This window comes from Mesorhizobium sp. BH1-1-4 (assembly GCF_020165665.1).
Lineage (GTDB): Bacteria > Pseudomonadota > Alphaproteobacteria > Rhizobiales > Rhizobiaceae > Mesorhizobium.
The window spans coordinates 38,238-64,525 of record NZ_JAIUIN010000018.1; the positions used below are offsets into that span (position 1 = coordinate 38,238).

Below are 26,288 nucleotides of genomic sequence, written 5' to 3' on the forward strand. Positions count from 1 at the left end.
GGGGCAAAAACGCGCTATCCGCTAAAATTCGAACGATCCCCCGCAATTTTCCATAATCTCTGTCTGGCAAAGGATTTCGCATGATCGCGGAATCCGACAGCCAACAGGCCGACGCTGGCGACGACATCGATGCGGCACCGGCGCACGCGTCGGCATCGGTGCGACGGTTTATCGCCGCGCCCCCGCTGGTGCCCGATCAGCAACCGGTCAAGCGCGAGGGCCTGCCGATCCTGGCCTTCGTTGTCATGGCGCTGGCCGGCCTCTCCTACCTGACCGGGGCGCCGCCCTTCATCAGCCTTGCCTTGCTGGCAACAGGCCTTGCCGGCTTGGCCATGCATCTGCACGCCAGGCGCGGCGTACGCCACACAACGGTCCTGCTCGACGAGACCACCGCTCGCAACCGCGCCGAGATCGAGACGCTGGCCGACCGCATGTGGGAGATGCAGGAAAGCGAGGAGCGCTTTCGCGGTCTCATCGACGCCCTCGGCGACCTCGTCATCCATCGCGACCGCGACGGTCACATCGTCTATGCCAACAAGGTGTTCGCCGACCTCGTCGAAACCGATCAGCGCGACCTTGCCGGCAAGACGTTGGCCGAGCTCGGCATCGAGGTCGGCATCGTTCCCGATGCCGCTTTCTCAGACCATGAGTGCCTGAGTTCCACCGACGTCGCCATCCGCACGCCCACCGGCCCGCGCTGGTTCTCGTGGATCGAACTGTCGGTGCGCGACAAGGACAGCGGTGCCGTCTCGCATCGCGCCATCGCGCGCGACATCACCGCCCGCAAACGGGCCGAATCGTCCATGATCACCGCGCGCGAGCGGGCCGAGTTCGCAAGCCAGGCCAAGTCGCGCTTCCTGGCCACCGTCAGCCACGAGATCCGTACGCCGATGAACGGCATCATGGGCATGGCCAGGCTGCTCGCCGACACCAGCCTGTCGCCGGAGCAGCAGACCTATGTCGGCGCCATCTCGACCTCGGCCAGCGCCTTGCTGGCCCTGATCGAGGACCTGCTCGACTATTCCAAGATCGAGGCCGGGCGCTTCGATCCCGAACCGCAGCCCATGTCGGTGCGCGAGATCGCCGACAACATCATCGAGTTGATGGCCGCGCGCGCCTTCGCCAAGAATATCGGCCTCGGCTGCCATGTCGAACCGGATGTGCCGCAATTGATCACCGCCGATCCAGGCCGGGTCAGGCAGGTGCTGCTCAACCTCATCGGCAACGCCATCAAGTTCACCGACAGCGGCGGCGTGCTGGTCACCGTCGCGCGCGCCCGAACCGAGACCACCGACCGCATCTGCTTCACCATCGCCGATACCGGTCCCGGCATGCGCGACGAGGACATGGAGCGCATCTTCGAGGAGTTCGAGCAGGCCGACGGCACCTCGACGCGCACGCATGGCGGTGCCGGACTGGGACTTGCCATCTCCAGGCGCCTGGTGGCCGCCATGGGCGGCACGATTTCGGTTTCCAGCCGGCTTGGCCAGGGATCGGAGTTCGTCTTCGAGATCCCCGCCATATCAGCCACCGAACCGCCGCAGGGCCGGATGAACGCGCTTGCCGGCCGACGCGCCGTGATCCTGTCCAAGAATACCGTCGAAGCCGACGCCATCGCCCTCACCATCCGCGCCAATGGCGGCGCGGCCGGCATCGCCACCACCGTGGCCCAGGCAGCGTCCTTCGCCGACGGCTGCGACGTGCTTCTGGTCGACGCAGCCATGGAGGAGAGTGACGGAAGGCTGCTCAAACGGCTCCGCCAGCATGGGTTTTCCGATTGCGAAGCCGTCACGCTGATCGCCCCCACCGACCGCGGCATGCTTGGCGAGTTTCGCGCCAGCGGCTACGCGACATTCCTTGCCCGGCCGGTGCGTGGGGGAACACTTTTGCGTGTCCTTTTGAGCAGCCATGCACCGGTGCAGGCCCCACCGCAGTCGGAAAAACGCCGCGCACCGGCACATCGTGCCGCGGGCGAACGCCAGCAGGGCCTGTCCGTGCTGATCGCCGAGGACAACGACATCAACGCCATGCTGGCCCGCGCAACGCTGTTGAAGGCCGGGCATCGCGTCAAGGTGGTCGGCAACGGCAAGGCCGCCGTCGAGGCGGTCACCGGCGCCGGGCACAACCGCCGCTTCGACGTGGTGCTGATGGACCTGCATATGCCGGTCATGGACGGGTTGGACGCCATTGCCGCGATCCGCCGCCATGAAGAGGAAACCTCCGTGCCGCCGGTGCCGATCATGGTTCTGTCGGCGGACAGCCAGGAAAAGACCCGCCATACGGTGCTTGCCCACGGCGCCAGCGGCTTCGTCACCAAGCCGCTCGATCCCGACGCGCTGGTCAGTGCCGTCGAGGGCCAGGTCGCCGCTTAGCCACCTTTTCCCGGTGCGTGGCTGACAAGACCACCAAAAAAGCAGCCCGGTTTCGGCGCCCGCGAACGCAAAGCGCATAGGGCTCTTGTGACGCAACATAGCCGGTTGACCGTTTTCGCCAGCCGACGAAGTATTGCCCGCGACGCCGTATCACGGTACTGTCACAATCCTGTTGCACCTACACCGTATCCCCGTGCCAAGAGGGATGGCTCGAAGGAGAATCACTCGTGCATACAGTTATGCCGGAATGTGACACTCGGCCGAACGCCAGCAGCGCCTTGCTCGCCGGACGTAATGTCGATTCCGTCATAAAAGGCGCGGCACTCGGCCGTATCGGCAATCTCGAAGTGCGGCTCGCCCGCAACGAGGCCGAGATCGCGGCCGCGCAGGAAGTGCGTTACCGCGTATTCTATGACGAGCTTGGCGCCAGGAAAGACCTTTTCCAGGCGCAGGATCGCCGCGATGCCGATCGCTTCGATCCGCTCTGCGATCATCTGCTCGTCCTCGATACCTCGCTTTCCGGCCCCGAGCATCGCCGCATCGTCGGCACCTACCGCTTGCTGCGGCAAGAAATCGCGGCAACCGCCGGAGGCTTCTATTCCGAAGGCGAATTCGAGTTGACCAAGCTCATCGCCCGTCACCCCGGCCAGCGTTTTCTCGAACTCGGCCGCTCCTGCGTTTTGCCGCAATATCGTTCGAAGCGCACCATCGAAGCGCTGTGGCAAGGCATCTGGGCCTACATCAACCACTACGAAATCGGTGTGATGACCGGCTGTGCCTCCTTCCACGGCACCGTACCGGCGGCGCATGCAGAGGCACTGACCTATCTCGCCCATCACTGCCGCACCAATTCGGCCTGGGATGTGCGCGCCGTGTCGGGGCGTTATTGCTCGATGGACCTGATGCCGATCGAGGCGGTCAACACCAAGGCGGCGATCGCGGCGATGCCGCCTCTGGTCAAGGGCTATCTGCGGGTCGGCGCCCGCATCGGCGATGGTTGCGTCATCGACCGCGAATTCTCGACCGTCGACGTCTTCGTCGTGATGCCGGTCAAGGAGATCGGCGCCCGCTACGTCAACTATTATGGCGGGGAAGCGCAGCGCTTCGCGGCTTGAAGTGAGTGGTGCGTGATGAACGCTACGCAGCGACATCACGGACTGGCTACTGACTACTGACTATTCCCTACCCACTCACGGAATGTCTTCGGGCCGCCGGCCGGGGCGGCTCTTGTAGGATGGGAACGTCCAACCGAAACGCAGCGCACCGCCACGCACCGCGAAGGCAGCGGCGAAGCCGGCCACCTCCGAAACGATCGGCGGCAATCCCGCGACGTCGCCAGCCGTGAAGATGGCGGCGCCTACCAGAGCCGCGGTAACGTAGATTTCCGGTCTCAGCAGCACAGAGGGTTCGCCGGCCAGCAGATCGCGCAGGATGCCACCAAACGTGGCGGTGAGCACGCCGGTGATGACGGAGACAACCGGTGAGCCGGTAATTGCCAGCCCCTTGGCCGCCCCCATCACCGAAAAGGCCGCCAGCCCGATCGCGTCGAGCCACAGCAGCCATTTCCACCGGGATTCGACACGATGCGCACCAAAGAACACCAACACCGCGACCGCCGCGCAGATTAGCACGTAGCTGGAGTTGGCGACCCAGAAGACCGGCAGATTGAGGATCACGTCGCGAAGCGTGCCACCGCCGATGCCGGTGACGCTGGCCAGGAACAGGAAGCCGATAATATCGAGCTGTTTGCGCGAAGCCGCCAATGCCCCGGTCGCCGCGAAGACGGCAACGCCGGCATAGTCGAGAAGGGCGATGGGATTCATGGAGTGAGTAGTGAAGTAGTCGGTAGTGAATGGCAATTGGCGAAGCAGGCGCTACCCGACCCGGTCCTTGCTACTCACTACTCTCTATTCGCTACTCACGCATCCTTCTCCGCCTGCTCATTGACCGGCCCCGGCTCGACCGGCGCCTCGGCGGCGATTTTGGGGCCTCCCTTGGCGACGCCGACCATGGCCGGGCGCAGCACCCGCTCGCCGATCGAATAGCCCGGCTGCACGACCTGGACCACGGTGTTGGCCGGGACATCCGGATTGGGCACTTCGAACATGGCCTGGTGGAAATTGGGATCGAACTTCTCGCCTTCCGGGGCGAGTTTCTTGACCCCATGCCGTTCCAGCGCCGACAGCATGGCGCGTTCGGTGAGATCGACGCCTTCGATCAGCGCCTTGAAGCCGGCGTCGCCCGACGCCTTGGCCTCGGCGGGAATGGCATCCAGCGCGCGGCGCAGATTGTCCGACACCGACAGCATGTCGCGGGCGAAATTCGCCACGGCATAGGTGCGCGCGTCATGCACGTCGCGCGCGGTGCGGCGGCGCAGGTTCTCCATCTCGGCCGCGACGCGCAGCGCGCGGTCCTTCAGCTCTTCATTTTCCTTCAGCAGCCGCACAAGCGCTTCGTAGTCGCCGTCGATCCCGCCTTCCGTGCGCTCGGCATTGGCCTCGGCCGTCTCGGCTTCACTGGGCGCGCGTTCGTCTTTTGCCTGGTCGCTCATCGCCGTTTCCCGTCATCTCGAATGGTGTGGATTTTGTGCCCGATATCGAGGTTCGCAGGCCAAAAATCAAGGGGAAAGCGACCGCAAGGCCCTTTGAACGGACCTGGAAGGCATCAGGACGATGCTTCGATTTTAATTCAAATTTTACCGTACTTGCCGGCTTTGCTTGCCCCAAGGGCGTGATGGGGGAACCATTCCCTTGCTGGAGGAGTTTCGGAGCCGACGCAGGATTTTTGAGATGATGACCCGCAACAAGCTTGAAAAAGGCGAAGGGCTCGCCGCGGAGGTTCGGCGCCAGCTCGGTGCCGAGACGATGGCGCGCTTTGTGCGCACCTTGCCAACCTTCCGCGCCGAGACCGACATACCCGATCGATTCAGGCAATTGCTCGACCGCCTTGACCGGGTCGAGAACGGCGACGTCTGGCGGCGGCAATAGCCTCGTCGTCCGGCCTTACGCGACAATTACGCACAGTAACTTTACGTGATGGCCGGCTTGCGGCGGCGGCGCGCCCTGCCTATGCTTCCTGATGAACATGATTTCCCCTGAAGTGGCGGCCAACAGCAAGCGCGCCTGGCTCAAGATTCTGGCACGCTACAAGAAGCCTGACAGGCGGCGCAGCGCGCTCGAACTCGCCATTACCCTCATCCCTTTCGCCACACTGTGGGCTCTGTCTTCCGCCGCCTATGCGTACGGCCATTGGTGGGGGCTGGTCCTCATCCTGCCCGCGGCCGGCTTCCTGGTGCGGATCTTCATGATCCAGCACGATTGCGGCCATGGCTCGTTCTTCGCCAATCGCATCGCCGACGACTGGATCGGCCGTGCGCTTGGCGTCCTGACGCTGACGCCCTACGATTGCTGGCGGCGTGCCCACGCCGTGCATCATGCCAGCGCCGGCAATCTCGACGAGCGCGGCATGGGCGACATCACGACGCTGACCGTCGCGGAGTACCGGCGCATGTCCTGGCGCGGCCGCCTGGCCTATCGCCTCTACCGCCATCCGCTGGTGATGTTCGGCCTCGGGCCGATCTGGCTGTTCATCTTCTCGCAAAGGCTGCCGATCGGCATGATGCGTGGCGGACTGACACCTTGGGTGTCGTCGATGACCACCAATCTCGCCATTGCGCTCGCGGCGGCATTGCTTGTCTGGGCCGTCGGTCCAGGCGCGTTCCTGATCGTCCATCTGCCGATCGTCATCCTCGCCGGTTCGGCCGGCATCTGGCTGTTCTACGTCCAGCATCAGTTCGAGGAGACGGAATGGGCGAAGGATGAGGAATGGCAGTTCCAGCATGCCGCCCTGCACGGCTCGTCCTACTACGACCTGCCTCCGGTGCTGAACTGGTTCACCGGCAATATCGGCGTCCACCACGTCCACCATCTCTCCGCCAAGGTCCCCGGCTACCGCCTGCAGGAAGTGCTGCGCGATTATCCGGAACTGCGCGGTATCGGCCGCGTCACGCTGCTCGACAGCCTGCGCTGCGTCAAACTGGCCTTGTGGGACGAAAACCGCCGCAAGCTGGTATCGTTCCGCGAGGCACACGCGGCCCTGTAGAGCAATCCCGGAACCACGGGCACGGTTTTTGTCCGCGGTTGCGCAACACCAGCAGAAAAGCGGGGCAGCGTTTCCGTGAAACGGCGACCCGCTCAGGGATCAGCGCCGCGCCGCGGGCGCGGCGGGCCCGGCGACGCCGCTGTGTTCACGCTGCTTGCCGCTCTTCGCGCATCAGGATCTCGCCATGGCGGATCTCCGTGCCCAACACCTTCAGGCGTTCGCGGATGAAATTGGACAGGCCCGGCCAGCCCTTGGCCGACACCAGATTGCCGTCGACATGGGCCCCCGTCGGCGCGACGTCGATATAGATGCCGCCGGCCAGCGTGACTTCCGGCTCGCAATAGTGAAGCGCCGCCACTTCCCTGCCCCGCACCACGCCGTCGACCGCGATCAGGATCTGCACGCCATGGCAGATGGTGAAGATCGGCTTGCCGGTCTCATGGAAGTGCCGCACCAGCGCCTGCACGCGCTTGTCGATACGGATGTATTCGGGGCCGCGTCCGCCCGCTGCGTAGACGGCATCGTACTGGGCCGGGTCCACCTCGGAAAACGTCTTATTCAGGATATAGTCGTGGCCGAGCTTTTCCGTATAGGTCTGGTGGCCCTCGAAATCATGCAGCGAGGTCTTCAGCACGTCGCCGGCCTTCTTGTCCGGGCACACGACATGCACCGTGTGACCAACGGCATGCATGGCCTGTTCAAAGACGAAAATCTCATACTCCTCGCTGAACTCGCCAACGAGCATCAATATCTTCTTGCCAGCCATTCCCGGATCCTCCCTTGTGGCCATTTATTTCGGATCGCGAAATAAATGCCCTATGCTAAGGGCAGGATGATGAAAGGGAAAGCGCAAATCGCTCTATTGGTAAGCGATAGCACAAGGCTCCTGTTGCTCGGCGACCCGCAACGGCCCATCGCCGCCATGCAAGGCATCCGCGCCGCGCTGGTTGCCCTCGGAGCGCCGGAAATAGGGCAGCACCTCGTCCCATGACCACCCGTCGCAGCCAAGATCGGCCCATTCGTCATAGTCGCGGCGATGGCCGCGTGCGTAGAGCATGGCGTTGATGGCACTGGAGCCGCCCAGCGCCTTGCCGCGCGGCTGGTACCCCTTGCGGCCGCCAAGCCCCTGCTGCGGCACCGTTTCGAACGCCCAGTTGTTGATCTTCGGCCGACCCGGCAGCAGCGCGATGACGCCAGCGGGCGCCCGGATCAGCAGACTCTTGCCGGCGCCGCCTGCTTCGATCAGGCAAACCGTTTTCGACGAATCTTCGGAGAGGCGCGCGGCAAGCGCGCAGCCGGCGGAGCCGCCGCCGGCGATGACGTAGTCGTAGCCATGAAGACCCCTCCCGACCGTCAGGCGGATATCTCTATCCGGACGACCAGAAAAGGCCCGATCGCGGGCGATGTAAAGACGTACGGAACTGCCCCCGCGTCAGCTGGTGCGAAGGCGCCGCCAGGAATATTTCGGTCCCTTGGGCTCCGCTATGGCGGCCGGCTGGTAGTAAAGCCCCAAGCCACCGGTACGGCCCTCTTCCAGGCGCTTCAGAAGCACCGGATTCGAGATCTCGAATTCGTCGAAGCCGAGCCGCAGCATATGCGGCAACGGGTCGACCAGGACCTGCCCGGTGGCACGCAGTGCGCCTGTGAAGTGATAGCGGTTGCGCAGCAATTCGCCCTTGGAGAAGGACCGGCCGTCGCCGAAAGCCGGGAAGGCCAGCGCCACCAGCGACAGCTGGTCGAGCAGGCCGGCGATCTTCTCGAGCTGATCGCCGGGTTGCAGCACGACGCCGAGCCGCTCCTTCGCCGAGCGGCGCACCTCCGGATCGAGATCGAGGAACGCCTGCAGCGGCAGGATGAAGCGGCCATTGCCGGAAAGCGCGTCCGCGCTCTCGGCATGCGTCCACTCATCCTCGCGGAAACCCGTCGGGGTCCAGAGGCGGGTTTCCGGTGTCGTCGGTTCAGTCATCAAAATTCCTAAAGATTCAAAGCTCAGCGTGTTGAGGTCCAGGTCAACCGGAGCGGAGCGTACTTGAAGTACATAAGCACCGGAAGCGCAGGAAGCCGCCGTGCGCAGACCGGCTGACCTGAATTGTAACATACCTATAGTGATGCGTCGGTCAGCGACACTTCCAGCCCCGACAGGTGAATGCCGCACTCGGTCTTGGCGTGGCCGGCCCAGCGGCCGCTGCGCGCGTCCTCGCCCGGCTGCACCGGCTGCGTGCACGGGAAACAGCCTATCGACAGATAGCCATAGGCGACCAGCGGATTTTCGCGCAGCGCATGCGCGCGCATGTAATCCGCCTGGTCCGACGTCGTCCAGCGTGCCAGCGGATTGATGCGAATGCGCGGTCCCACCGCCTCGAACACAGGCAGTGCCGCCCGTGTCGAGGCCTGGAAGCGCTTGCGGCCGGTGAACCAGGCGCGGAACGGCGCCACGCCCCGTGCCAGCGGCTCGACCTTGCGCACATTGCAGCAGGCATCGGTGTCGCTCTGGTGCAGATCGCCGGTCGGGTCGATCCGTTCGAGCGCCGCATCCTCGGGCTTGATGACCTGGATGTTGGTCAGCCCGAAATCGGCGACCAGCGCGTCACGATAGCCCAGCGTTTCCTCGAAATGCTTGCCGGTGTCGAGGAAAATGACCGGCAGCGTGCGGTCGATCTCGGCGATCATGTGCAGCAGCACGGCGGAATCCGCACCGAAGGAGGATACGGCGGCAATCTCGTCGTGGAAAAATTCGCGGGCCGACCGTTCAATGATTTCGAGCGGCTTCAGGTGACCGTAGAGCGCGTCAAGGCCCGCCGCCTTGGCGGCGGCGCCGTCATCGACGTCGGCAATATGGTCAAGCGGCCTTGGCTTCGCCAGCATAGAGCGCCTCCTTGAACGGCGCGGGACCGACACGGCGGTAGGCGTCGATGAATATTTCCTGAGGGTTGAGCCGAAGGCCGAGATAGGTATCGACGATTGTCTCGATGGCGTCGGTGATCTCCTCCGACGAGAAGCCGCGGCCGATGATCTCGCCGACGGAGGTGTTTTCGTCGGCCGAACCGCCGAGCGTCACCTGGTAGAGTTCGGAGCCTTTCTTCTCGACCCCGAGGATGCCGATATGGCCGACATGGTGATGGCCGCAGGCATTGATGCAGCCGGAAATCTTGAGCTTGAGCTCGCCGATCTCGCGCTGTCGCTCCAGCGAGGCGAAGCGTTGCGAGATTTCCTGCGCGATCGGGATCGAACGCGCCGTCGCCAGCGCGCAATAGTCGAGGCCCGGGCACGAGATGATGTCGGAGATCAGGTTGGAATTGGCCGTCGCCAACCCGATATCGACCAGCGCGTCATAGACGGCCTTGAGATCGGCGCGCGCCACATGCGGCAGGATCAGGTTCTGCTCGTGGCTGACGCGAAGCTCATCGAAGGCATATTTCTCGGCAATGTCGGCCACCGCTTCCATCTGGCTGTCCGAGGCATCGCCCGGCACCTCGCCGATACCCTTGAGCGAAATCGTCACCGCCGCGTAGTCGGGGTGGCGGTGTGTCACAACGTTCTGGTCGAGCCACTCGGAGAAGCCCTTGGAATCCAGCCGCGCCACCTTCACGGCCGCGTCGCCATCGGGCCGTATCGTCAAGGCCGGCGGTGCGAAATAGGCCTCGATGGCGCGGATATCCGCCTCCGGCAGCTTCAGTTCCGCGTCCTTCAGCTCCTGCCACTCGGCCTCGACCTGGCGGGTGATTTCCTCGACGCCGGTCTCATGGACCAGGATCTTGATGCGCGCCTTGTACTTGTTGTCGCGGCGGCCATAGAGATTGTAAACGCGCAGGATCGCCGTGCAGTAGGACAGAAGGTCGGCCTCCGGCAGGAAGTCGCGGATCTTGCGCGCCACCATCGGCGTGCGGCCCTGGCCGCCACCGACATAGACGGCGAAGCCAAGCTCGCCGGCTGCGTTCTTCTTCAGGTGCAGGCCAATGTCATGCGTCTGGATGGCGGCGCGATCGCGCTCGGCTCCCGTCACCGCGATCTTGAACTTGCGCGGCAGGAACGAGAATTCCGGATGCACCGAGGACCACTGCCGCAGGATTTCCGCATAGGGACGCGGATCGGCGACCTCGTCGGCTGCAGCCCCGGCAAAATGGTCGGCGGTGACATTGCGGATGCAGTTGCCGCTGGTCTGGATGGCGTGCATCTCCACGCTTGCCAGGTCCGCCAGGATCGCCGGAATGTCCGACAATGCCGGCCAGTTGAACTGGATGTTCTGGCGCGTGGTAAAATGACCATAGCCCTTGTCGTATTTGCGGGCGATGTGGCCGAGCATGCGCAGCTGCTTGCCGTTCAGCGTGCCGTAGGGCACGGCGATGCGCAGCATGTAGGCGTGCAGCTGCAGGTAGACGCCGTTCATCAGCCGCAACGGCCGGAACTGGTCCTCGGTGATCTCGCCGGACAGCCGGCGCTCGACCTGATCGCTGAACTCGGCAACGCGGGCCTGGACAAAATCGTGGTCGAACTCATCGTAACGGTACATGCTTCGTCTTTCAGGGCGCGTCCGCCCATGCCTGGTGTCTTGTCAGGCTGCGTGCGCAGCCTGCTTGCCGAGATCGTTGCGGATGGTGGGACCGGCGGCGCGGATCTTCTCGCGCAAGCGCAAAGGTTCGACGACGCCGCCGACGACTTCCGCGTCGATCAGATTGACGTCGACCACTTCATTGTCGGCATAGGCCTTGGCGCCGATCGCCTCCAGCCGATCCTCGGCGGCCTTGTCATGGGCAAGGTCGGCCTGGCCAACTGTTTCCGCCCAGCCGCCATCGGCGTACCACACGGCAATGCCGTCGGTGAGGCGGTTTGCGGTCAGTATCTTCATGGTTCGACCTCCACGGCAGCCACGTTGGCGGCGCTCTCATGAGTATGTGCCGCGAGCGGCTCTGAACGTTCAAAGTTGGCGCCGGCAACCGCGTCGCCAATGATGGTCATCACCGGGCCGGTGAGATCGACTCGTGCTTCAAGCGACGGCAAATCGGCCAGCGTGCCGTGGAAACGGCGGCGGTTCCGCAGGCTGGCGTTCTCGACGACGGCGACCGCCGTGTCCGGCGACAGGCCGGCTTCGATCAGCCGGCCGGCGACTTCGGCCGCGACCGAACGGCCCATATAGACCGCAACGGTGGCGCCGGAAATGGCGAGCTTGGCCCAGTCGGGCAATGAATTGCCCTTGAGATCGTGGCCGGTCGTGAACACCATCGAGGACGAAACGCCGCGCAGCGTCAGCGGCAGTTCGAAATCGGCGGCGGCGGCGAAGGCTGCGGTGACACCCGGAACCACCTCATAGGCGATGCCGGCATCGCGAAGTGCGGCCATCTCCTCGCCGGCGCGACCGAACACCAGCGGGTCGCCCGATTTCAGCCGCACCACACGTTTGCCCGCACGGCCAAGCTCCACCAGCAACGCATTGATTTCGGCCTGGCTCTTGGTGTGGCAGCCCTTGCGTTTTCCCACCGGCAGACGCTCGGCATCGCGGCGCCCCATGGCGACTACCGCCTCCGGGACCAGCGCGTCATGGACGATGACGTCGGCCTCCATCAGCAGGCGATGCGCCCGCAGCGTCAAGAGATCCTCGGCACCGGGACCGGCGCCCACCAGGGCGATGTGGCCCGAGGCGGGTACATTTGAGAGCAGCAGATCGGTCGCGGCTTCGCGCGCCCGCGAAAATTCGCCGGCCTCGACAGCGCGCGCCGGCGCTCCGCCGAAGAAGTCACTCCAGAAACGGCGGCGTACATTGCCCCTGGGCAATCTCTCGGCGGCATTGCGGAACGACGCGGCGAGCGCCGCCAGCGGCCCGAGCGACGGCGAAAGCATGCGGTCGATGCGGCCGCGCAGCATCTGGGCAAGCACCGGGCCGGCGCCTTCCGTACCGATCGCCACCGCGACCGGTGCGCGGTTGACCAGCGCGGGCGTGAAGAAATCGCAGAGCTCCGGCCGGTCGACGGCGTTGACCGGAATGCCCAGCCGGCGCGCGTCGGCGACGACGCGACGATCGAGCGTCTCGTCGCCGCTGGCGGCAAACACCATCACGGCGCCTCCGAGCCGCGAAGCGTCATAGGCGGCGGCTACATGGTTCGCGCCGGTCTCGGCGATGAAAGCCAACAGCTCCGGCTCGGCATTCGCGGCGATGATATGCAGGACCGCGCTCGACTGGGCGATCAGCCGCGCCTTGGCCAGGGCTTCCTCGCCGCCGCCGACAATGGCCACGGCTTCGCCCTCGACCCGCACGAAGACGGGAAAGGCATTGAGCTTGGTGGTGTCTTGCGGCATCAGAAAAGCAATCCGGAAACAGTATCGCAGTTTTACGCCCGGGCGTAAAAAAGCAGAAGCAAAGCACTCGCGCATCCGGTGATGGCAGGCAATCGCTTTTTCGCAACCGCGAAAGGCAGGAGAAAAATATTCCACCCCCGCGCATTGGGCGCGCTCCGACCGCTGAAACGGGCCTTGATTTCAGGTGCTTTTAACCGCCAGCGATCCATCCGACAAAACAGTTTTTTCTATTTTCTACCAATTTAGTAGATTAAAGTCGTCCAGCGGCGATCGTCCCTTCAGGCCTGTCCGCACAACCGTCCGGTCTCGCCATATCGGTGGAACGTTGACGGGCCAGAACGCGTTCCCGGCATAGCCACTATTCAACAAGGAGCGTTCCCATGAACACGATCAAACTGAAGCATGGCATTTGGGTTTTGGTGGCCGACGGCGAAAAGGCGCTCCTGCTCAAGAACGCCGGCGACACCAAGTTTCCCAACCTTGAAGTCGTGCAGGTGATGGAACAGGAGAACCCGCCCACACGCGAACAGGGAAGCGATAGCCCCGGTCGATACAATGACGGCCCATCCGTGCATCGCAGCGCGGTCGAGGAGACCGACTGGCATCGCATCGGCAAGGAGCGCTTCGCCGAGGAGATTGCCGCCCGCCTCTACAGGCTTGCACATGAGGGTGCATTCGACAGCCTTGTGCTTGTCGCCCCGCCAATGGTGCTCGGCGCGATGCGCAAGAAGCTGCATAAAGAGGTTGGCGACAAGGTGACGGCCGAAATCCCGAAGACCATGACCAACCACGCCATCTTCGAGATCGAGGCCCTGCTGCAGGCAGCCTGACCACGGGCGGCGAAGGGGCGCAGCACGGTTACCACTGAACCCAGGCACTTGCCGGCAGTCACTCAGCTGCCGGCCAAGTTTTTTCCGTCTCGACGTTGATTTCGCGGCTTTGCGGGTTGCATCGCCGACACCCCGTCCACCATATTGCAAACGGGCGGCGGCTTAGGGCGGCGCATATCCGACATCGCTAGCTTGAAAGGCGCTCCATAGACAATGCCGCATGACACGCCCCTTATCGCCACCATCGTCGCCGGTCTGGGGCTGGCTTTCGTCTTCGGCGCTCTCGCCAATCGTTTCCGCATTCCCCCATTGGTGGGCTATCTCGTAGCCGGCGTGCTGGTCGGGCCGAACACGCCCGGCTTCGTCGCCGACGCGGGCCTTGCCAACGAACTGGCCGAGATCGGCGTCATCCTGCTGATGTTCGGCGTCGGGCTGCATTTCTCGCTGAAGGACCTGCTGTCGGTCCGTGCCATCGCCGTGCCAGGCGCCATCGTGCAGATCGGCTTTGCCACCGCGCTCGGCGCCGGGCTCTCCTGGATGCTCGGCTGGTCGATGGGCGCGGGCCTGGTGTTCGGGCTTGCGCTGTCGGTCGCCTCGACCGTGGTGCTGCTGCGCGCGCTTCAGGAGCGCCGCATGATCGAGACGGAGCGCGGCCGCATCGCCGTCGGCTGGCTGATCGTCGAGGATCTGGCCATGGTGCTGGCGCTGGTGCTGTTGCCGGCCCTTGCCGGCGTGCTCGGCGGCCAGGAACAGGCCGAAGCCCATTCGAGCGGTTTGCTGTCGCTGCCGGCCAGTTACGGCATCTGGGGCGTCGTCGGCATCACGCTGGCCAAGGTCGCCGCTTTTGTCGTCGTCATGCTGGTGGTCGGCCGCAGGGTCATTCCCTGGATCCTGCACTATGTTGCCCATACCGGGTCGCGCGAACTCTTCCGGCTCTCGGTGCTCGCCATCGCGCTCGGCGTCGCCTTCGGCGCGGCAAAACTGTTCGGCGTCTCGCTGGCGCTGGGTGCCTTCTTCGCCGGCATGATCATGAGCGAATCCGAACTCAGCCACCGTGCGGCGGAAGAATCGCTGCCGCTGCGCGATGCCTTCTCGGTGCTGTTCTTCGTCTCCGTCGGCATGCTGTTCGACCCATTCAGCCTGTTCAGCAACGGCCTGCCGATCCTGGCGACGCTGGCCATCATCGTCATCGGCAAGTCGCTGGCGGCGTTCGTCATCGTCGTCGCCTTCGGCTATCCGCTGGCCACGGCCTTGATGATTTCGGCCAGCCTCGCCCAGATCGGCGAATTCTCCTTCATCCTGGCCGAACTCGGCGTCGGGCTGAAACTTCTGCCGGAACAGGGACGAGACCTCATTCTGGCCGGCGCCATCCTGTCGATCGTGCTCAACCCGCTGATGTTCCTGATCATCGATTGGATGAAGCCGTGGCTCGAGGCCCGCGCCGCCAGGACGGCACCACCGGCGGACGCCAAGCCGGTTGGTCCAGCGACGGAACCGGGCCAGGTCGCCTCGGTCGCCGTAGCGTCCAAAAAGGAAGACGGCCCGCCACCAAGGACGGCGCTCACAGGTCATGCCATCCTGATCGGCTACGGCCGCGTCGGCGGCCTCGTCGGCGCGGCGTTGAAAGAAGCAGCACGGCCTTTCCTTGTCATCGAGGACGCCGACAAGACGCTGGCGAGGCTGAAAGCAGACGGCATCGAAACCGTCGCCGGCAACGCCGCCAACGCCGAAGTCTTCGCTGCCGCCAATCCCGAAGGCGCCACACGGCTGATCCTTGCCATCCCCAATGCCTTCGAGGCCGGCCAGATCGTGCTGAGGGCGCGCGCCGCCAATCCCAACATCAACGTCGTCGCCCGCGCCCATTCCGATGCCGAGGTCGAGCATCTGAAGGTGCTCGGTGCCGATACGGTGATCATGGGCGAGCGCGAGATCGCCCGCGGCATTGTCGAAGAGGTGCTTGGCCACAAGCAACAGGTGGCTGAGCCGTCCGCTGCCTGAGCCAACCCGCCCACGGGCGTATTGATCAAGCCACGAAGGCCCAGCCGCCGTTTTGCGCGACACTGCCGAGGTATTTTGCTGGCGGCGTGCCAAGCGCCTTCTTGAACATGGTGATGAAGGCGGTGACCGAGCCATAGCCGAGATCGCCCGAAACCTGCTGCACGCTGGCGCCGGCGGCGAGTTCCCGAATGGCGACGATCAGGTGCAATTGCTGGCGCCAGCGCCCGAAGCTCAAGCCAGTCTCCTTGACGACGAGGCGAGCCAGACTGCTTTCGCTGAGCGCGACGCGCTTTGCCCATTCGGCAAGCGTGCTGCGATCGGCCGGGTTCTGCGACAATGCGGTGGCGATCCGGCTGAGGCGCGGCTCGGATGAAATCGGCAGATGCAGCTGCTGTACGGGCATGCGCGGCAGCTCGTTGAGCAGCGTCGTCGTCAAGAGCTCATCCCTTGCCTGGTCGTCCCGCACGCTGTCGGCCAACTCGATGATCAGTTCGCGCAGCAGCGGCGAGATCGAAAGCGTGCAGCATCGGTCGGGCAAATCGGCCGCTCCCGGCTCGATGTAGACGAAGAAAATCCGGGCATTGGCCGTCGCGATGTTGCTGTGCTCCATGGCGCCGGGGATCCACACCCCGCAATGCGGCGGCACCATCCACAGTCCGCTCGGAACGCGGCATGTGACGCCGCCTCCGAGCGCGAAGACGAGCTGGCCCTTGCGGTGCCAATGAGCCGGCACCTCCGCTCTGGTCTCGGTGACGTCGACACGAACGGCGATGGCCGGCGCCACCACATCATCGACATCGAAATTGAGCCAAGGGTAGCGAAGGGGCTGTCTCATGATGACTGCTTTTAGCGATTAAATGCCATGATAGCTAAATTTTTCCAGCTGCGAAGTCGATAAGATCCGATGACCAGCAAGGAGGTACGTGCCCATGCTCGCCTTAGTCATATCTTCCGACAGTGCCACGCGATTGAGGCTAGCCGAGGTGGAAGAGCCTCGGCCCCTCGCGGACGAAGCGCTCGTCTCGGTTCACGCGACCTCGCTGAACCGCGGCGAACTGCGCCTGCTCACCATCCGCCCCAACGGTTGGATACCCGGCCAGGATATCGTTGGAATTGTCGAACGCGCAGCCGCCGATGGCTCCGGGCCGGCAGCGGGCACGCGCGTCGCGGCTCTGGTCGACCAGGCCGGCTGGGCTGAACGCGTCGCCGTTCCGACCGACCGCCTCGCCGGCCTGCCGGAGGAGGTCGGTTTCGTCTCGGCAGCCACGGTCCCGGTGGCGGGCACGACGGCGCTCAGGACTTTGCGCCATGGCGGCGATCTGGCCGGCCTAAAGGTCCTGATCACCGGGGCAAGTGGTGCCGTCGGCCGCTTCCAGATCCAGATCGCCCGCGAGCAGGGTGCTTCGGTGACCGCCATCGCCGCCGCCCGGCACCATGAGGACCTGCGTGGACTGGGAGCCGAGCGGATTGTCGAAGCGATCGAGCAGGCGGAAGCGCCGTTTTCCCTGATCACCGAGTCGGTTGGCGGCAAAAGCCTCGCCGACGCGATCGAACGCGTCGCCCCTGGCGGGACAATCGTCATCTTCGGGTCGAGCAGCGGCGAACTCACGCCGGTCGGGTTCCGTCAGTTCGTTCCGGGTCACGAGGGGGCGAGGCTGCAGACATTCGCCTACTACACGTCAGGCTCGGCCATCGGCGCGGATATCGCCGCGCTGCTCGCGCTGGTCGCCGCTGGTAGGTTGGAAACCCGCGTGGCGATGACCGTGCCGTGGACGGACATCGGCCAAGCCCTGGACGCACTGCGCCAGCGAAGCTTCAGCGGCAAGGCCGTCCTCACCCTCACCGGATGAGCGGGCCTTGGCTCGACCGGCTCACACGTGCTGGCCGCCATTGATGTGGATTTCCGAGCCGGACACATAGGACGACTGGGCCGAGCACAGGAAGAAGATGATGTCGGCGACCTCCGCCGTGGTGCCCAATCGTCTCAGTGGAATCGTCTCGACGATTTTTTCCGTGCCCGGCGACAGGATCGCGGTGTCGATCTCGCCGGGCGCAATGGCGTTGACGCGGATGCCGTGCGGGCCGAAATCATGCGCCATTTCGCGCGTCAGCGAGCCGAGTGCGGCCTTCGACGTCGCATAGGCGGTGCCGGCGAAGGGATGCACGCGGGTGCCGGCGATCGAGGTGACGTTGACGATCGAGCCCTTGGCCGAAGCCAACTCCTTGAACAGGCCGCGTGCCAGCATGATAGGCGCGAAGAAATTGACCTGGAACACGTCGCGCCAGACATGCATCGGCGTGTCGATCGAGTTCATCCGGCTGTTGCCGTCCTTGAGCTTGGGCGAAATGCCGGCATTGTTGACCAGCGCATTGAGCTGGCCCCCATGCGCCTCCAGCCGGTGACGAATCTCAGACACCGCGATGCCGACATCTTCCTGATCGGCGAGATCGACCTTGATGTGGTCTTCGGGGCCGGCCGGCCACGGGCAATCCTCGGCAAAGGCCTGGCGCGAGCACGTAATGACGCGCCAGCCCTCGCGCGAAAAGCGCTTGACCGTGGCGTGGCCGATGCCGCGGCTGGCGCCGGTCAGCACGATGGTTTTTCGGGTGTCGAGTTCAGCCATGTCGCGGTCTCCGGCCGGAGGTGTAGCCGAACACCGTGGCGCTGGCGAGAGGCGGATTGACGCTCAGCCGCCACCGAGAATGTCGAGGATCGAGGTCCGCTTCTTCTTCAACGGACCACCAACGCTGCCGGGCGGCACCGGATGGCCGACGGAAGCAGTCGTGCCGGAATCGCTTGGCATGTTGAAGTCGCCATCGGCATCGACGGTCTGGGCAGGCCGCGCCGCGCGGACCGGCGCAGGCGTCGCCGGTGCTGTCGCCTGCGCGGCCGGCGCCTGCTGGCCGACGGGCGCCGACGGGACAGGTGCCGGCTGGTTGTTGTCGGCCGAGGGAATGTCGTCGGGCACGACCGTGTCGGGCGGCGTCGACTTCCAGGTGCCGGGCAGCGGCCGAACCGGCACGCCCTCATGCGCGGCGACCATGAACTCATGCCAGGCCTGCGCCGGCAGCGCGCCGCCGGTGACCTTCTTCATCGCCGTGCCATCATCATTGCCGAACCACACGCCGGTGGTGAGATTGGCGGTATAGCCGACGAACCAGGCGTCGCGCGAATTCTGGCTGGTGCCGGTCTTGCCCGCCGACGGCCAGGCGAAAGCCGCCTTCTTGGCCGTGCCGACCTCGACCGTGCCGGTCATCATCGAATTCATCATGCCGACGATTTCGGGCTTGATCACGCGCGGTGCGCTGCCGCCGGCGCTGTCATAGAGCACCTTGCCGTCCGACGTCGTCACGCGGCGGATGAAATGGATGTCGGGCTTGTAGCCGCCATTGGCAAAGGGCACATAGGCCGAGGTCAGCTCCAGCGGCGTCACCTCCGAGGTGCCGAGCGCGATCGAGGTGTTGGCCTGCAGATCGGACTGGATGCCCATGCGATGCGCGGCTTCCACCACCGCGTTCGGCCCGACTTCCATGGTCAACTGCGCAGCCACCGAGTTCAGCGACTTGGCCAGCGCGGTCGCCAAGGTGACCTTGCCGAAATACTTGCCGCCGTAATTGTCGGGCGTCCAGTTGCCGATCTTGATCGGCGCGTCGTTGCGCACGCTGTCGGGCGTACGGCCGGCCTCGAGCGCGGCCATGTAGACGAACGGCTTGAACGCCGAGCCGGGCTGGCGGCGCGCCTCGGAGGCGCGGTCGAACTGGCTGGTCGAATAGTCGTAGCCGCCGACCATGGCGCGCACCGCGCCGGAATCGTCGATCGACACCAGCGCGCCCTGGGTGACGTTGAGCTTCTTGCCGCTTTCATCGATCAGCCGGCGGATCGACTGTTCGGCGAGCTTCTGCAGGTTGAGGTCGACTGTAGAATCGATGACGATATCGCCGCGCACGTCGCCGATCAGGTCGGGCAGTTCTTCCATGATGGTGTCAGCGACATAGTTTTCCGAGCCGGTCCAGTAGGATGGCGAGCGCGTCGCCGGTGCGCTCAGCGCCGTCTTCAGCTCCTTCTCGCTGATCTTGCCCTCCTCGCGCATGGCGGCGAGCACCAGCTGCGAGCGCTCCTCGGCGGCCTTGGGATCGCGCGCCGGCGACAGCCGCGAGGGCGCCTTCAACAGGCCGGCCAGCAACGCGGCTTCCGACAGGGTGACGTCGCGCGCGCTCTTGCCGAAATAGCGCCGCGAGGCCGCCTCGACGCCATAGGCGCCGGAGCCGAAATACACCCGATTGAGGTACATTTCGAGGATCTGGTCCTTGCTGTGCTTGTGCTCCAGCCACAGCGCCAAAAGCACCTCCTGCACCTTGCGCTCCAGCGTACGGTCTGGCTTCAGGAACAGGTTTTTCGCCAATTGCTGCGTCAGCGTCGAACCGCCCTGCGAGAAATGCCCGCCGAGCACGTTGGTCACCATGGCGCGCGACAGGCCGATCGGATCGACGCCGAAATGCGAATAGAAACGGCGGTCCTCGATGGCGATCACTGCCTCGGGAATATAGGGCGACATCTCGTGCAGCCCGACGGCCTCGCCACCGCTCATGCCGCGATTGGCGAGCAGCTGCCCATCGGCCGAGACGATCTTGATGTTGGGGGCGCGGTCAGGGATCGACCAGGTCGTGGCCGCCGGCATCTTGGCGCCGTAGTAGATGACGACACCCGCCACCGCGATGCCGCCCCAAATGGCGAGCACGAAGCACCAGTAGACCAGCCGGCCGAGCACGCCGAACAGGCCACGCCCGCTTCCGCCGCGCCTGCCCCGTGACGATTTCGCCTTCGATGATTTGCGTTTGGCGGAGGCTTTGCGATTGCTCGGCACGACGCGGTCCTCCTCGCTCACCGACAGACCCGTCTGGGATTTCGCCCGTGGCGGTCCCTCGAAGCTGGGTTCGATGCGACTGTCTCTGCGGTTCGCCATGCGCTGCGCTGATATCCCCGGTGCCAATGGCGCTCGGGTTGAAGAGTAGATGCGGCGATTTAAGGGCGGGTTAAGCAGGCCTTCGGCCAACCCGTTGAATTTCGTTAGGAATTTGTTAATCCTGTGGGCCGCGACCGGATGACAGCCGGCTTACGCGACGCCAAGTCCGCCGGACCTCATGGCCGCCATGAACGCCTCGTTTGCCTTCTTGACGGTTTTCGATCTCATAGGTCAGCCATCGGCAGAACATGCCGACGATCGACGCCGCGGCGCCGAAAAGTAGACAAATGGTCAGCAGCGGGCTTTTGGAAGCGCTCGACCAGCTGACGATGGCCAGCAACACAACACTCAAGGTTGAAATCAGATAACCCACGCCCTTGAGCAAGTGCAAAGAGGCTTTTGTCATACCTGAAATCTCCTCGGCCTGCCCTTCGGAACATTCATTACGCCTTGGAGTTCCATCCCGGACCAACCCGGAATGCGACAGAGCAACCTCATGCCCGACTATCTCAAGTTGCCAACGACGACGAAGGGTCTTGTCAGGGTCGTCATCGAAACACCGCGTGGCGCCGCGGCCAAGGTCGCCTATGAGCCGGCTACGCAGGTATTCGGCTATGTCCGCCCTTTGCCCGTCGGGATGATCTATCCCTACGATTGGGGGTTTATCCCCTCCACGTTGGGGGAGGATGGCGATCCACTGGACGGACTTGTCATCCATCAGGCCGCCACGGGTTCGGGCGTCGTCATCAAATGCGACTTACTGGGCGCGCTGCGGGTTGAGCAGACGGATCAGGGCGGTAAGCCGCTCCGCAACGACCGCTACGTTTTCTGCCCTCACAGGGAGGATGCGGTGGACGAGCCCGTGGCGGCGGACCAAGTGCCCGAGCATCTCAGGCGCGAGATCGAACAGTTCTTTTTGTCGTCGGTGCTTGGAACGGGCAAAACCATCAAATTCAAAGGCTGGCAGGATGCCGATGAAGCGCACAGGGCGATCAAAAAGGGCATGAAGGCCTTTGCCGCCAGGCCGCGGAAGTAGGCATGGTCGCTTTCTGGCGCCTTGTTGCATTCGGTCGGATGCTCAAGGGGCCAAGCCCGGCCCGATCCCCGACCCCAAGACCGACGCCAGCGGATAGAAGGCCAGCGCCTGCTCCTCGCATGTGACCGCAATGACACTGTTCGAGCGGTCGATGTCGAGGCCCTTCGGCCCGCCTTCCTCGACACTGGCCCTGCCGCGCTGGAAGGTCTCCTCGTCGAGCACGCCGACTGACCGCGCCGGGCCGCGACGCCCGGTCCAGCTGTCGCCGCGTTCATAGACGTGCACCGCCGGACTGCCGGCATCGGCCACGATGATATGCCGGTCATCCCCGGTGAAGCGCAGGCCATGTGGAAAGCCGGCGTCTTGCAGGGTGCCGACCGGCTCGGTCTTCGGCCCAAGCGATGGGGACGTCCGGTAAAGCTTCACGTCCCTGGTGCCATGGCTGCTCACGGCAATCCATTGGCCGTCATGGCTGATTGCGATGCCGTCGGGTATGTCGAGGCCGTTGCCGAGCAATGGCTGGTCCTGACCGTCCGGTAGCCCAGCCAGCGGATGGCCACGTGCCGGGTCACCAGATGCGTATAATTGTTGCACACCAGCAGGCTGACGCGGCCGCCGGACTCGCGCCGGGCAACCACCGATCCGGGTGTCCTGAGTTTGCAGAAAGGCTTGCCGTCGATCCGCCGCAGCGCGGTGATTTCCCGATGCTGGCCCGCCATGCTTTCAACGGGCAGGGCAAAGATCGCAAGCTGTCCATCGCGATTGGCGACCACCAGGGTCCGGTCATCGATGAAGTCGAGGCCATGGACCTCGCCTATGCCGTCCGACCTCAGTTCCACGAAATCATGGATGGTGATGCCGGGACCATCGGGGCGCATCTCGATATCGATGCGCAGGAGCAGGCAGCGCTTGCGCGCGAAGCCCGCGATCGCCAGCAGCCGGTTGTCGGGCGAAAAGCGCAAATCCTCGGTGCGTCCGAGCGCCGAAAGCGCTGCCCGAACGGCTTGGCTGGCCCTGAACGCGACGGGAGGTATGGTCATGCGCTTCCCGCCGGGATCGAGCGTTGGAGGATCGGTCTCGCAGGCCCGTTCCATCGGCGAATTCCTGCCTCGTTTCGATAGGGTGTCAGAGGCCCGCCGCCTTCGCCAGATACGGCGCCAGCGCCAGCGCGTAAGTCGCCGTCATGTGGTGATAGTCACGCCAGACGATGATGTTGCCGACGACCGCGGCGCACGTTTCCTTGCCACACAGCGCGTCGTTCATGTCGACCACTCTTACATGGTCCAGCGACGCCGCGGCCAGCGCGAGGATATTGATACGCTCGCCGTCTTTTCGCGGGGTGGCACATTTGTCCGGATTGGCGGCCAGGCAGTCGCCCGGGTCAAATCTTATGAAAGGGGTGTTGCGTATGGCGATGGTCCGCACACCTTCCTTGCCGAGTTCGCCCCAGACGCTGCGCAGCCCTTCGACCATCACATCCTGTGGGACGTTGTCATAGTTGGACTGGCTGGTGAACATCAGCGCCGGTCGCAGCTTGCTTATCTCGGCCAGAACGTTGTCGCGCCATTGCGCGCAGGCTGGATAGGGCTTGCCATTATCGGTCACCGGGGCACGGGTGAAGGGGCAGGCCGCCTTGGTGAAGGTGACCAGTTTCCATCCACGCTCCCTGGCGATCCTGTCGATGGCTGGAATCCATTGCGCCGCGTGAGAATCCCCGGTGACGACAACGGTCCTGGTTCCCCGGGGGTCGCCAAGGATGCAACTCGCCGGCACGGTGCTGTCCTGCCCCTGGTGGCATTTCAGGACGTAGACGATCGGCATGTCCCGCTTCAGCTTGCCAAGCGGCGGAAGCAGCTCCACGCCGGCCGGAACGGCGGCATTGGCAAGCAGCGCGGCGGGTCCCGGATATCGGGCGGTTCCAATCAGGCTGACATCGACGCCTTGACGGTCGAGCGCGTAGCCGAGCCCGCCGGATGCCGCCACGCAGACGGCAATCGCCATCGAACCATAGGCCAGCGGGCGCCATTCCGCGCCGGCCAACGGCCGGCGGTAGCGCTGTTCGACAAAGCGGTATGACAGCTCCGAGACGCCCAGCGTCAGCGCCATCAGTGCAAGGCCCGCAAGCAATCCGACAGCCGGGCGATGCGCCGTATAGAAGACGATCAGCGGCCAGTGCCAGAGATAGATGGAGTAGGAGCGGTCGCCTATGGCGCGCAGGATCGCGACGTCGAGGCCACGGAACCGGCCAAGCCGGATGCTACCGGCGGCTATGACCAGCACGGCGCCCAGTGTCGGCGGCAAGGCGTGGAGGCCCGGAAAAGGCGTTGCGTCGGAAAACAGCAGCGCCGAAGCCACTATGGCGCCGATGCCCGCCGCCATCATGGCAAGGCGCAACCGCGCGGCTGGCGAAACCCGCTCCCCAGCCAGCGCCAGCAGCCCGCCAAGCGCCAGTTCCCAAAGGCGTGTGTGGGTGACGAAATAAGCCCAGGCCGGATCAGCCTGGGTGACGACCACCGAAGCGGCCAGTGACCCAGCGAAAACAAGCGCCAGCGCCACGATCAATGCACCCTTCGGGGGATATCCGAAACGCCGCGCCAGCCAGATGGCGGCCGCCATCAGCAATGGCCAGACGACATAGAACTGCTCTTCGATCGACAGCGACCAGTAGTGCTGCACCGGGCTTGGCGCTTCCGCCGCGCCGAGATAGTCGACCGCCTGCAAGGCAAGCCACCAGTTCTGCACATGCAGCGCACTGGCCGCGACCTGGATCGCCGTTTCCTCCCATCGCGCCTTGGACAGAAACAACAGCGTCCCGGCAAGCGTGACGAGAAGGGCCAGGATAGCCGCCGGCAAAAGGCGCCGCACCCGTCGCGAATAGAATGCAAGGAGCCAGGCGTGGCCACCGGCGGTCGCCATGCGGGCGAGCAGACCGGTGATGAGAAAGCCCGAGATGACGAAGAACACGTCCACCCCGACATAGCCGCCGGGAAGCGCCGCCGGCCAGAGGTGGAAAACCACCACCAGGGCGACGGCAACCCCGCGCAGCCCCTGGATTTCGGGCCGCCAACCATGCTCCTCGCGCTTGTCGATCAAGGCTGCCCGCCATCCGGAGAATCAAACGACATGCCAATCGGTCGCAGCCTCAATTCTGCTGGATCGAAATACCCTTGTCGTCGATCTTGAGTTCGACGCCCTTCGGCCTGGTCTGCTCGCGATAGACATAGACGCCGAGTGCGATGACCGCGACGACGAGCGCGCCAATGATGAGATAGAGCGTGTTCTGCTTCATGGCGCGTCCTTTGTCGTACCGAGCCTCACGCTCGCTTCAGCACTTTGACCAGTACCAGAAGGATGATGGCGCCAATCGTTGCATGGATGATGGAGGCGAGAACGCCGCCGCCTATGGAAAAGCCGATCCGAGGGAACAGCCAGCCGGCGATGAACGCGCCGACGATGCCGACAATGATGTTGCCGATCAGGCCGAAGCCGAAGCCGGAAACGATGAGACCAGCAAGCCAGCCGGCAATGGCACCAATGATGATGAAGACGAGAAGGCTTTCGGCGCCCATGGCGATTTCCTCCGAGCAAGAGGGCGACAACGGAGCGGAAAGCTCCGAATCGGCCTCGATATCAACGATTTCAAGCTATTCGAAAGCAGGCTGCGCCGCCAGCGGCACACCTATTCGTCGTCTTCACCGGAAGCAGGCCGCCAGCTGGTCGGCTGCACCTTCTTCTGCGTGTCGCTGTCGGTGTAGACCCACCAGCCGTCGTCGCGGTATTGCGCGATGGATTCGTTGAGGACGCCGTCACTGTCCTTCCAGGTAACGCTGACCTTGGAACCGTCGGTCGGCGCCGTCGATATCGGCTTTCTGTCCGCCATGTCATCCCCCTCAGAGCAATTCCAGTGTGTAGCGGTTTTCGTCCGGAACTGCGCAAACCAAGTCGTTCGAGCCGACAAACGCGACGGCTGGCACCTGGTTCCAAACCGGCGGCGAGACGCAGGTCGTCGCCAGGACGTCAGCTGTGGGCGAAGATATCCTCTTCGGCCCAGCCCATCAGGTCAAGCTTGGACCGCGTCGGCAGGAAGCGGAAACAGGCGTCCGCCTCCTTGGTGCGTCCCTCGCGCGCCAGCCGCCCGGCCAGCGCATCGCGCAACCGATGCAGATAGAGCACATCGGAGGCGGCGTATTCGAGCTGTTCGGGCGACAAGGTTTCGGCCGCCCAATCGGACGATTGCTGCGCCTTGGACAGGCCGACACCGAGAAGCTCGAAACATATGTCCTTCAGCCCGTGCCGGTCGGTGTAGGTGCGCGTCAGCCGCGAAGCGATCTTGGTGCAGAACACCGGCTCGGCCATGACCCCAAACGCATTGTAGAGCACCGCGATATCGAAGCGTCCGTAGTGGAACAGCTTGGTGATGGCGCGGTTTCTCAACAGACTGACGAGGTTCGGCGCCTTTTTCTGGCCCGGCGCGATCTGGATGACATCGGCGCTGCCGTCGCCAGGCGAGATCTGTACGACGCAGAGCCGGTCGCGATGCGGGTTGAGGCCCAGCGTTTCCGTGTCGATGGCCACCGCCCCGACATTGTAAAGCGAGAGGTCGGGCAGATCGTTCTTATGGAAACGGATGTCGGCCATTGTCTTCTCCGGTCGAGCCTCGGGTATCCCTTGCCACGCAAGGGATACCCGACATTTT

27 protein-coding genes and 1 pseudogene are annotated in these 26,288 nt (G+C 64.3%); 8 read left to right on the plus strand and 20 right to left on the minus strand.

Annotated elements, in window-relative coordinates; all coding sequences use genetic code 11:
* The first annotated feature begins 80 nt into the window (after positions 1-80).
* Positions 81-2,372, plus strand: a complete 2,292-nt coding sequence (locus LB569_RS24080; RefSeq protein ID WP_224542002.1) for a PAS domain-containing hybrid sensor histidine kinase/response regulator — start codon at positions 81-83, stop codon at positions 2,370-2,372.
* Positions 2,373-2,611: 239 nt separating this feature from the next.
* Positions 2,612-3,487 (plus strand): GNAT family N-acetyltransferase, encoded by an 876-nt coding sequence (locus LB569_RS24085; RefSeq protein WP_224542095.1) that lies wholly within the window; start codon positions 2,612-2,614, stop codon positions 3,485-3,487.
* A 75-nt stretch (positions 3,488-3,562) separates the two neighbouring features.
* Here LB569_RS24085 and LB569_RS24090 read toward each other — a convergent pair whose 3' ends face one another.
* Complete coding sequence (locus LB569_RS24090) at positions 3,563-4,195, minus strand: trimeric intracellular cation channel family protein (protein WP_224694358.1); 633 nt, start codon at positions 4,193-4,195, stop codon at positions 3,563-3,565.
* A gap of 95 nt (positions 4,196-4,290) precedes the next feature.
* Entirely contained in the window at positions 4,291-4,923 is a 633-nt protein-coding gene (gene grpE, locus LB569_RS24095) for a nucleotide exchange factor GrpE (RefSeq protein ID WP_140704147.1), read from the minus strand.
* A gap of 238 nt (positions 4,924-5,161) precedes the next feature.
* Here grpE and LB569_RS24100 point away from each other — a divergent pair, with 238 nt between their 5' ends.
* Positions 5,162-5,359 (plus strand): hypothetical protein, encoded by a 198-nt coding sequence (locus LB569_RS24100; RefSeq protein ID WP_140704145.1) that lies wholly within the window; start codon positions 5,162-5,164, stop codon positions 5,357-5,359.
* Between the two features lie 91 nt (positions 5,360-5,450).
* Positions 5,451-6,473 (plus strand): fatty acid desaturase, encoded by a 1,023-nt coding sequence (locus LB569_RS24105; protein WP_224694359.1) that lies wholly within the window; start codon positions 5,451-5,453, stop codon positions 6,471-6,473.
* 145 nt (positions 6,474-6,618) lie between these two features.
* Here LB569_RS24105 and LB569_RS24110 read toward each other — a convergent pair whose 3' ends face one another.
* The 7 genes and pseudogenes from LB569_RS24110 to cysG form a co-directional block, all read right to left on the minus strand.
* A complete protein-coding gene (locus LB569_RS24110) occupies positions 6,619-7,239 on the minus strand; it encodes a DJ-1/PfpI family protein (RefSeq protein ID WP_224694360.1) in 621 nt (206 codons plus the stop codon).
* 114 nt (positions 7,240-7,353) lie between these two features.
* Positions 7,354-7,830, minus strand: a pseudogene (locus LB569_RS24115) (GMC family oxidoreductase); the annotation flags it as partial.
* A 75-nt stretch (positions 7,831-7,905) separates the two neighbouring features.
* On the minus strand, positions 7,906-8,439 hold the full coding sequence (locus LB569_RS24120) for a DUF934 domain-containing protein (protein WP_140704139.1): 534 nt from the start codon (positions 8,437-8,439) through the stop codon (positions 7,906-7,908).
* Positions 8,440-8,573: 134 nt separating this feature from the next.
* Positions 8,574-9,338, minus strand: coding sequence for a phosphoadenylyl-sulfate reductase (locus LB569_RS24125; RefSeq protein ID WP_140704137.1), 765 nt, complete (start codon positions 9,336-9,338; stop codon positions 8,574-8,576).
* Positions 9,313-10,983 (minus strand): nitrite/sulfite reductase, encoded by a 1,671-nt coding sequence (locus LB569_RS24130; protein ID WP_224541988.1) that lies wholly within the window; start codon positions 10,981-10,983, stop codon positions 9,313-9,315. The genes LB569_RS24125 and LB569_RS24130 overlap by 26 nt, the downstream gene beginning before the upstream one ends.
* A gap of 42 nt (positions 10,984-11,025) precedes the next feature.
* Positions 11,026-11,319, minus strand: a complete 294-nt coding sequence (locus tag LB569_RS24135; RefSeq protein ID WP_140704133.1) for a DUF2849 domain-containing protein — start codon at positions 11,317-11,319, stop codon at positions 11,026-11,028.
* A complete protein-coding gene (cysG, locus tag LB569_RS24140; protein WP_224694361.1) occupies positions 11,316-12,764 on the minus strand; it encodes a siroheme synthase CysG in 1,449 nt (482 codons plus the stop codon). The genes LB569_RS24135 and cysG overlap by 4 nt, the downstream gene beginning before the upstream one ends.
* Before the next feature lie 380 nt (positions 12,765-13,144).
* On the opposite strand from cysG, the gene LB569_RS24145 reads away from it, so the two are divergent.
* Together LB569_RS24145 and LB569_RS24150 are read left to right on the plus strand one after the other, a co-directional pair.
* Positions 13,145-13,594 carry a host attachment protein gene (locus LB569_RS24145; protein ID WP_224694362.1) on the plus strand — a complete coding sequence of 150 codons (450 nt, stop codon included), beginning with the start codon at positions 13,145-13,147 and terminating at the stop codon, positions 13,592-13,594.
* A gap of 213 nt (positions 13,595-13,807) precedes the next feature.
* Complete coding sequence (locus LB569_RS24150; RefSeq protein ID WP_224694363.1) at positions 13,808-15,592, plus strand: cation:proton antiporter; 1,785 nt, start codon at positions 13,808-13,810, stop codon at positions 15,590-15,592.
* A gap of 25 nt (positions 15,593-15,617) precedes the next feature.
* Here the strand turns inward: LB569_RS24150 and LB569_RS24155 are convergent, their stop codons facing one another.
* The gene (locus LB569_RS24155) at positions 15,618-16,427 is read right to left on the minus strand and encodes an AraC family transcriptional regulator (RefSeq protein WP_224694364.1); all 810 of its coding nucleotides are present in this window, start codon (positions 16,425-16,427) and stop codon (positions 15,618-15,620) included.
* Positions 16,428-16,521: 94 nt separating this feature from the next.
* Between LB569_RS24155 and LB569_RS24160 the strand changes: the two genes are divergently transcribed.
* Positions 16,522-17,442: a zinc-binding dehydrogenase gene (locus tag LB569_RS24160; protein ID WP_224694365.1), complete on the plus strand. Its 921-nt coding sequence runs from the start codon at positions 16,522-16,524 to the stop codon at positions 17,440-17,442.
* Between the two features lie 21 nt (positions 17,443-17,463).
* Here the strand turns inward: LB569_RS24160 and LB569_RS24165 are convergent, their stop codons facing one another.
* The 3 genes from LB569_RS24165 to LB569_RS24175 form a co-directional block, all read right to left on the minus strand.
* On the minus strand, positions 17,464-18,216 hold the full coding sequence (locus LB569_RS24165; RefSeq protein WP_224541977.1) for an SDR family NAD(P)-dependent oxidoreductase: 753 nt from the start codon (positions 18,214-18,216) through the stop codon (positions 17,464-17,466).
* A gap of 63 nt (positions 18,217-18,279) precedes the next feature.
* Positions 18,280-20,556 carry a transglycosylase domain-containing protein gene (locus LB569_RS24170; RefSeq protein WP_224694366.1) on the minus strand — a complete coding sequence of 759 codons (2,277 nt, stop codon included), beginning with the start codon at positions 20,554-20,556 and terminating at the stop codon, positions 18,280-18,282.
* A 115-nt stretch (positions 20,557-20,671) separates the two neighbouring features.
* Positions 20,672-20,962: a hypothetical protein gene (locus LB569_RS24175; protein WP_224694367.1), complete on the minus strand. Its 291-nt coding sequence runs from the start codon at positions 20,960-20,962 to the stop codon at positions 20,672-20,674.
* Positions 20,963-21,052: 90 nt separating this feature from the next.
* Between LB569_RS24175 and LB569_RS24180 the strand changes: the two genes are divergently transcribed.
* Positions 21,053-21,592, plus strand: a complete 540-nt coding sequence (locus LB569_RS24180) for an inorganic diphosphatase (protein ID WP_224694368.1) — start codon at positions 21,053-21,055, stop codon at positions 21,590-21,592.
* A gap of 42 nt (positions 21,593-21,634) precedes the next feature.
* On the opposite strand, the gene LB569_RS24185 is transcribed toward LB569_RS24180, so the two are convergent.
* The 7 genes from LB569_RS24185 to LB569_RS24215 all read right to left on the minus strand — a co-directional run bounded on the left by LB569_RS24185 (position 21,635) and on the right by LB569_RS24215 (position 26,230).
* Positions 21,635-22,042 (minus strand): hypothetical protein, encoded by a 408-nt coding sequence (locus LB569_RS24185; protein WP_224694369.1) that lies wholly within the window; start codon positions 22,040-22,042, stop codon positions 21,635-21,637.
* On the minus strand, positions 22,039-22,686 hold the full coding sequence (locus tag LB569_RS24190) for a hypothetical protein (protein WP_224694370.1): 648 nt from the start codon (positions 22,684-22,686) through the stop codon (positions 22,039-22,041). The genes LB569_RS24185 and LB569_RS24190 overlap by 4 nt, the downstream gene beginning before the upstream one ends.
* Before the next feature lie 31 nt (positions 22,687-22,717).
* Positions 22,718-24,685 carry an acyltransferase family protein gene (locus LB569_RS24195; protein WP_224694371.1) on the minus strand — a complete coding sequence of 656 codons (1,968 nt, stop codon included), beginning with the start codon at positions 24,683-24,685 and terminating at the stop codon, positions 22,718-22,720.
* Positions 24,686-24,734: 49 nt separating this feature from the next.
* Entirely contained in the window at positions 24,735-24,881 is a 147-nt protein-coding gene (locus LB569_RS24200) for a hypothetical protein (protein WP_140704116.1), read from the minus strand.
* Between the two features lie 25 nt (positions 24,882-24,906).
* Positions 24,907-25,161 carry a GlsB/YeaQ/YmgE family stress response membrane protein gene (locus LB569_RS24205; protein ID WP_111548817.1) on the minus strand — a complete coding sequence of 85 codons (255 nt, stop codon included), beginning with the start codon at positions 25,159-25,161 and terminating at the stop codon, positions 24,907-24,909.
* A gap of 110 nt (positions 25,162-25,271) precedes the next feature.
* On the minus strand, positions 25,272-25,472 hold the full coding sequence (locus LB569_RS24210) for a hypothetical protein (RefSeq protein WP_224541965.1): 201 nt from the start codon (positions 25,470-25,472) through the stop codon (positions 25,272-25,274).
* 137 nt (positions 25,473-25,609) lie between these two features.
* Complete coding sequence (locus LB569_RS24215; RefSeq protein WP_140704112.1) at positions 25,610-26,230, minus strand: ribonuclease D; 621 nt, start codon at positions 26,228-26,230, stop codon at positions 25,610-25,612.
* Positions 26,231-26,288 lie beyond the last annotated feature (58 nt).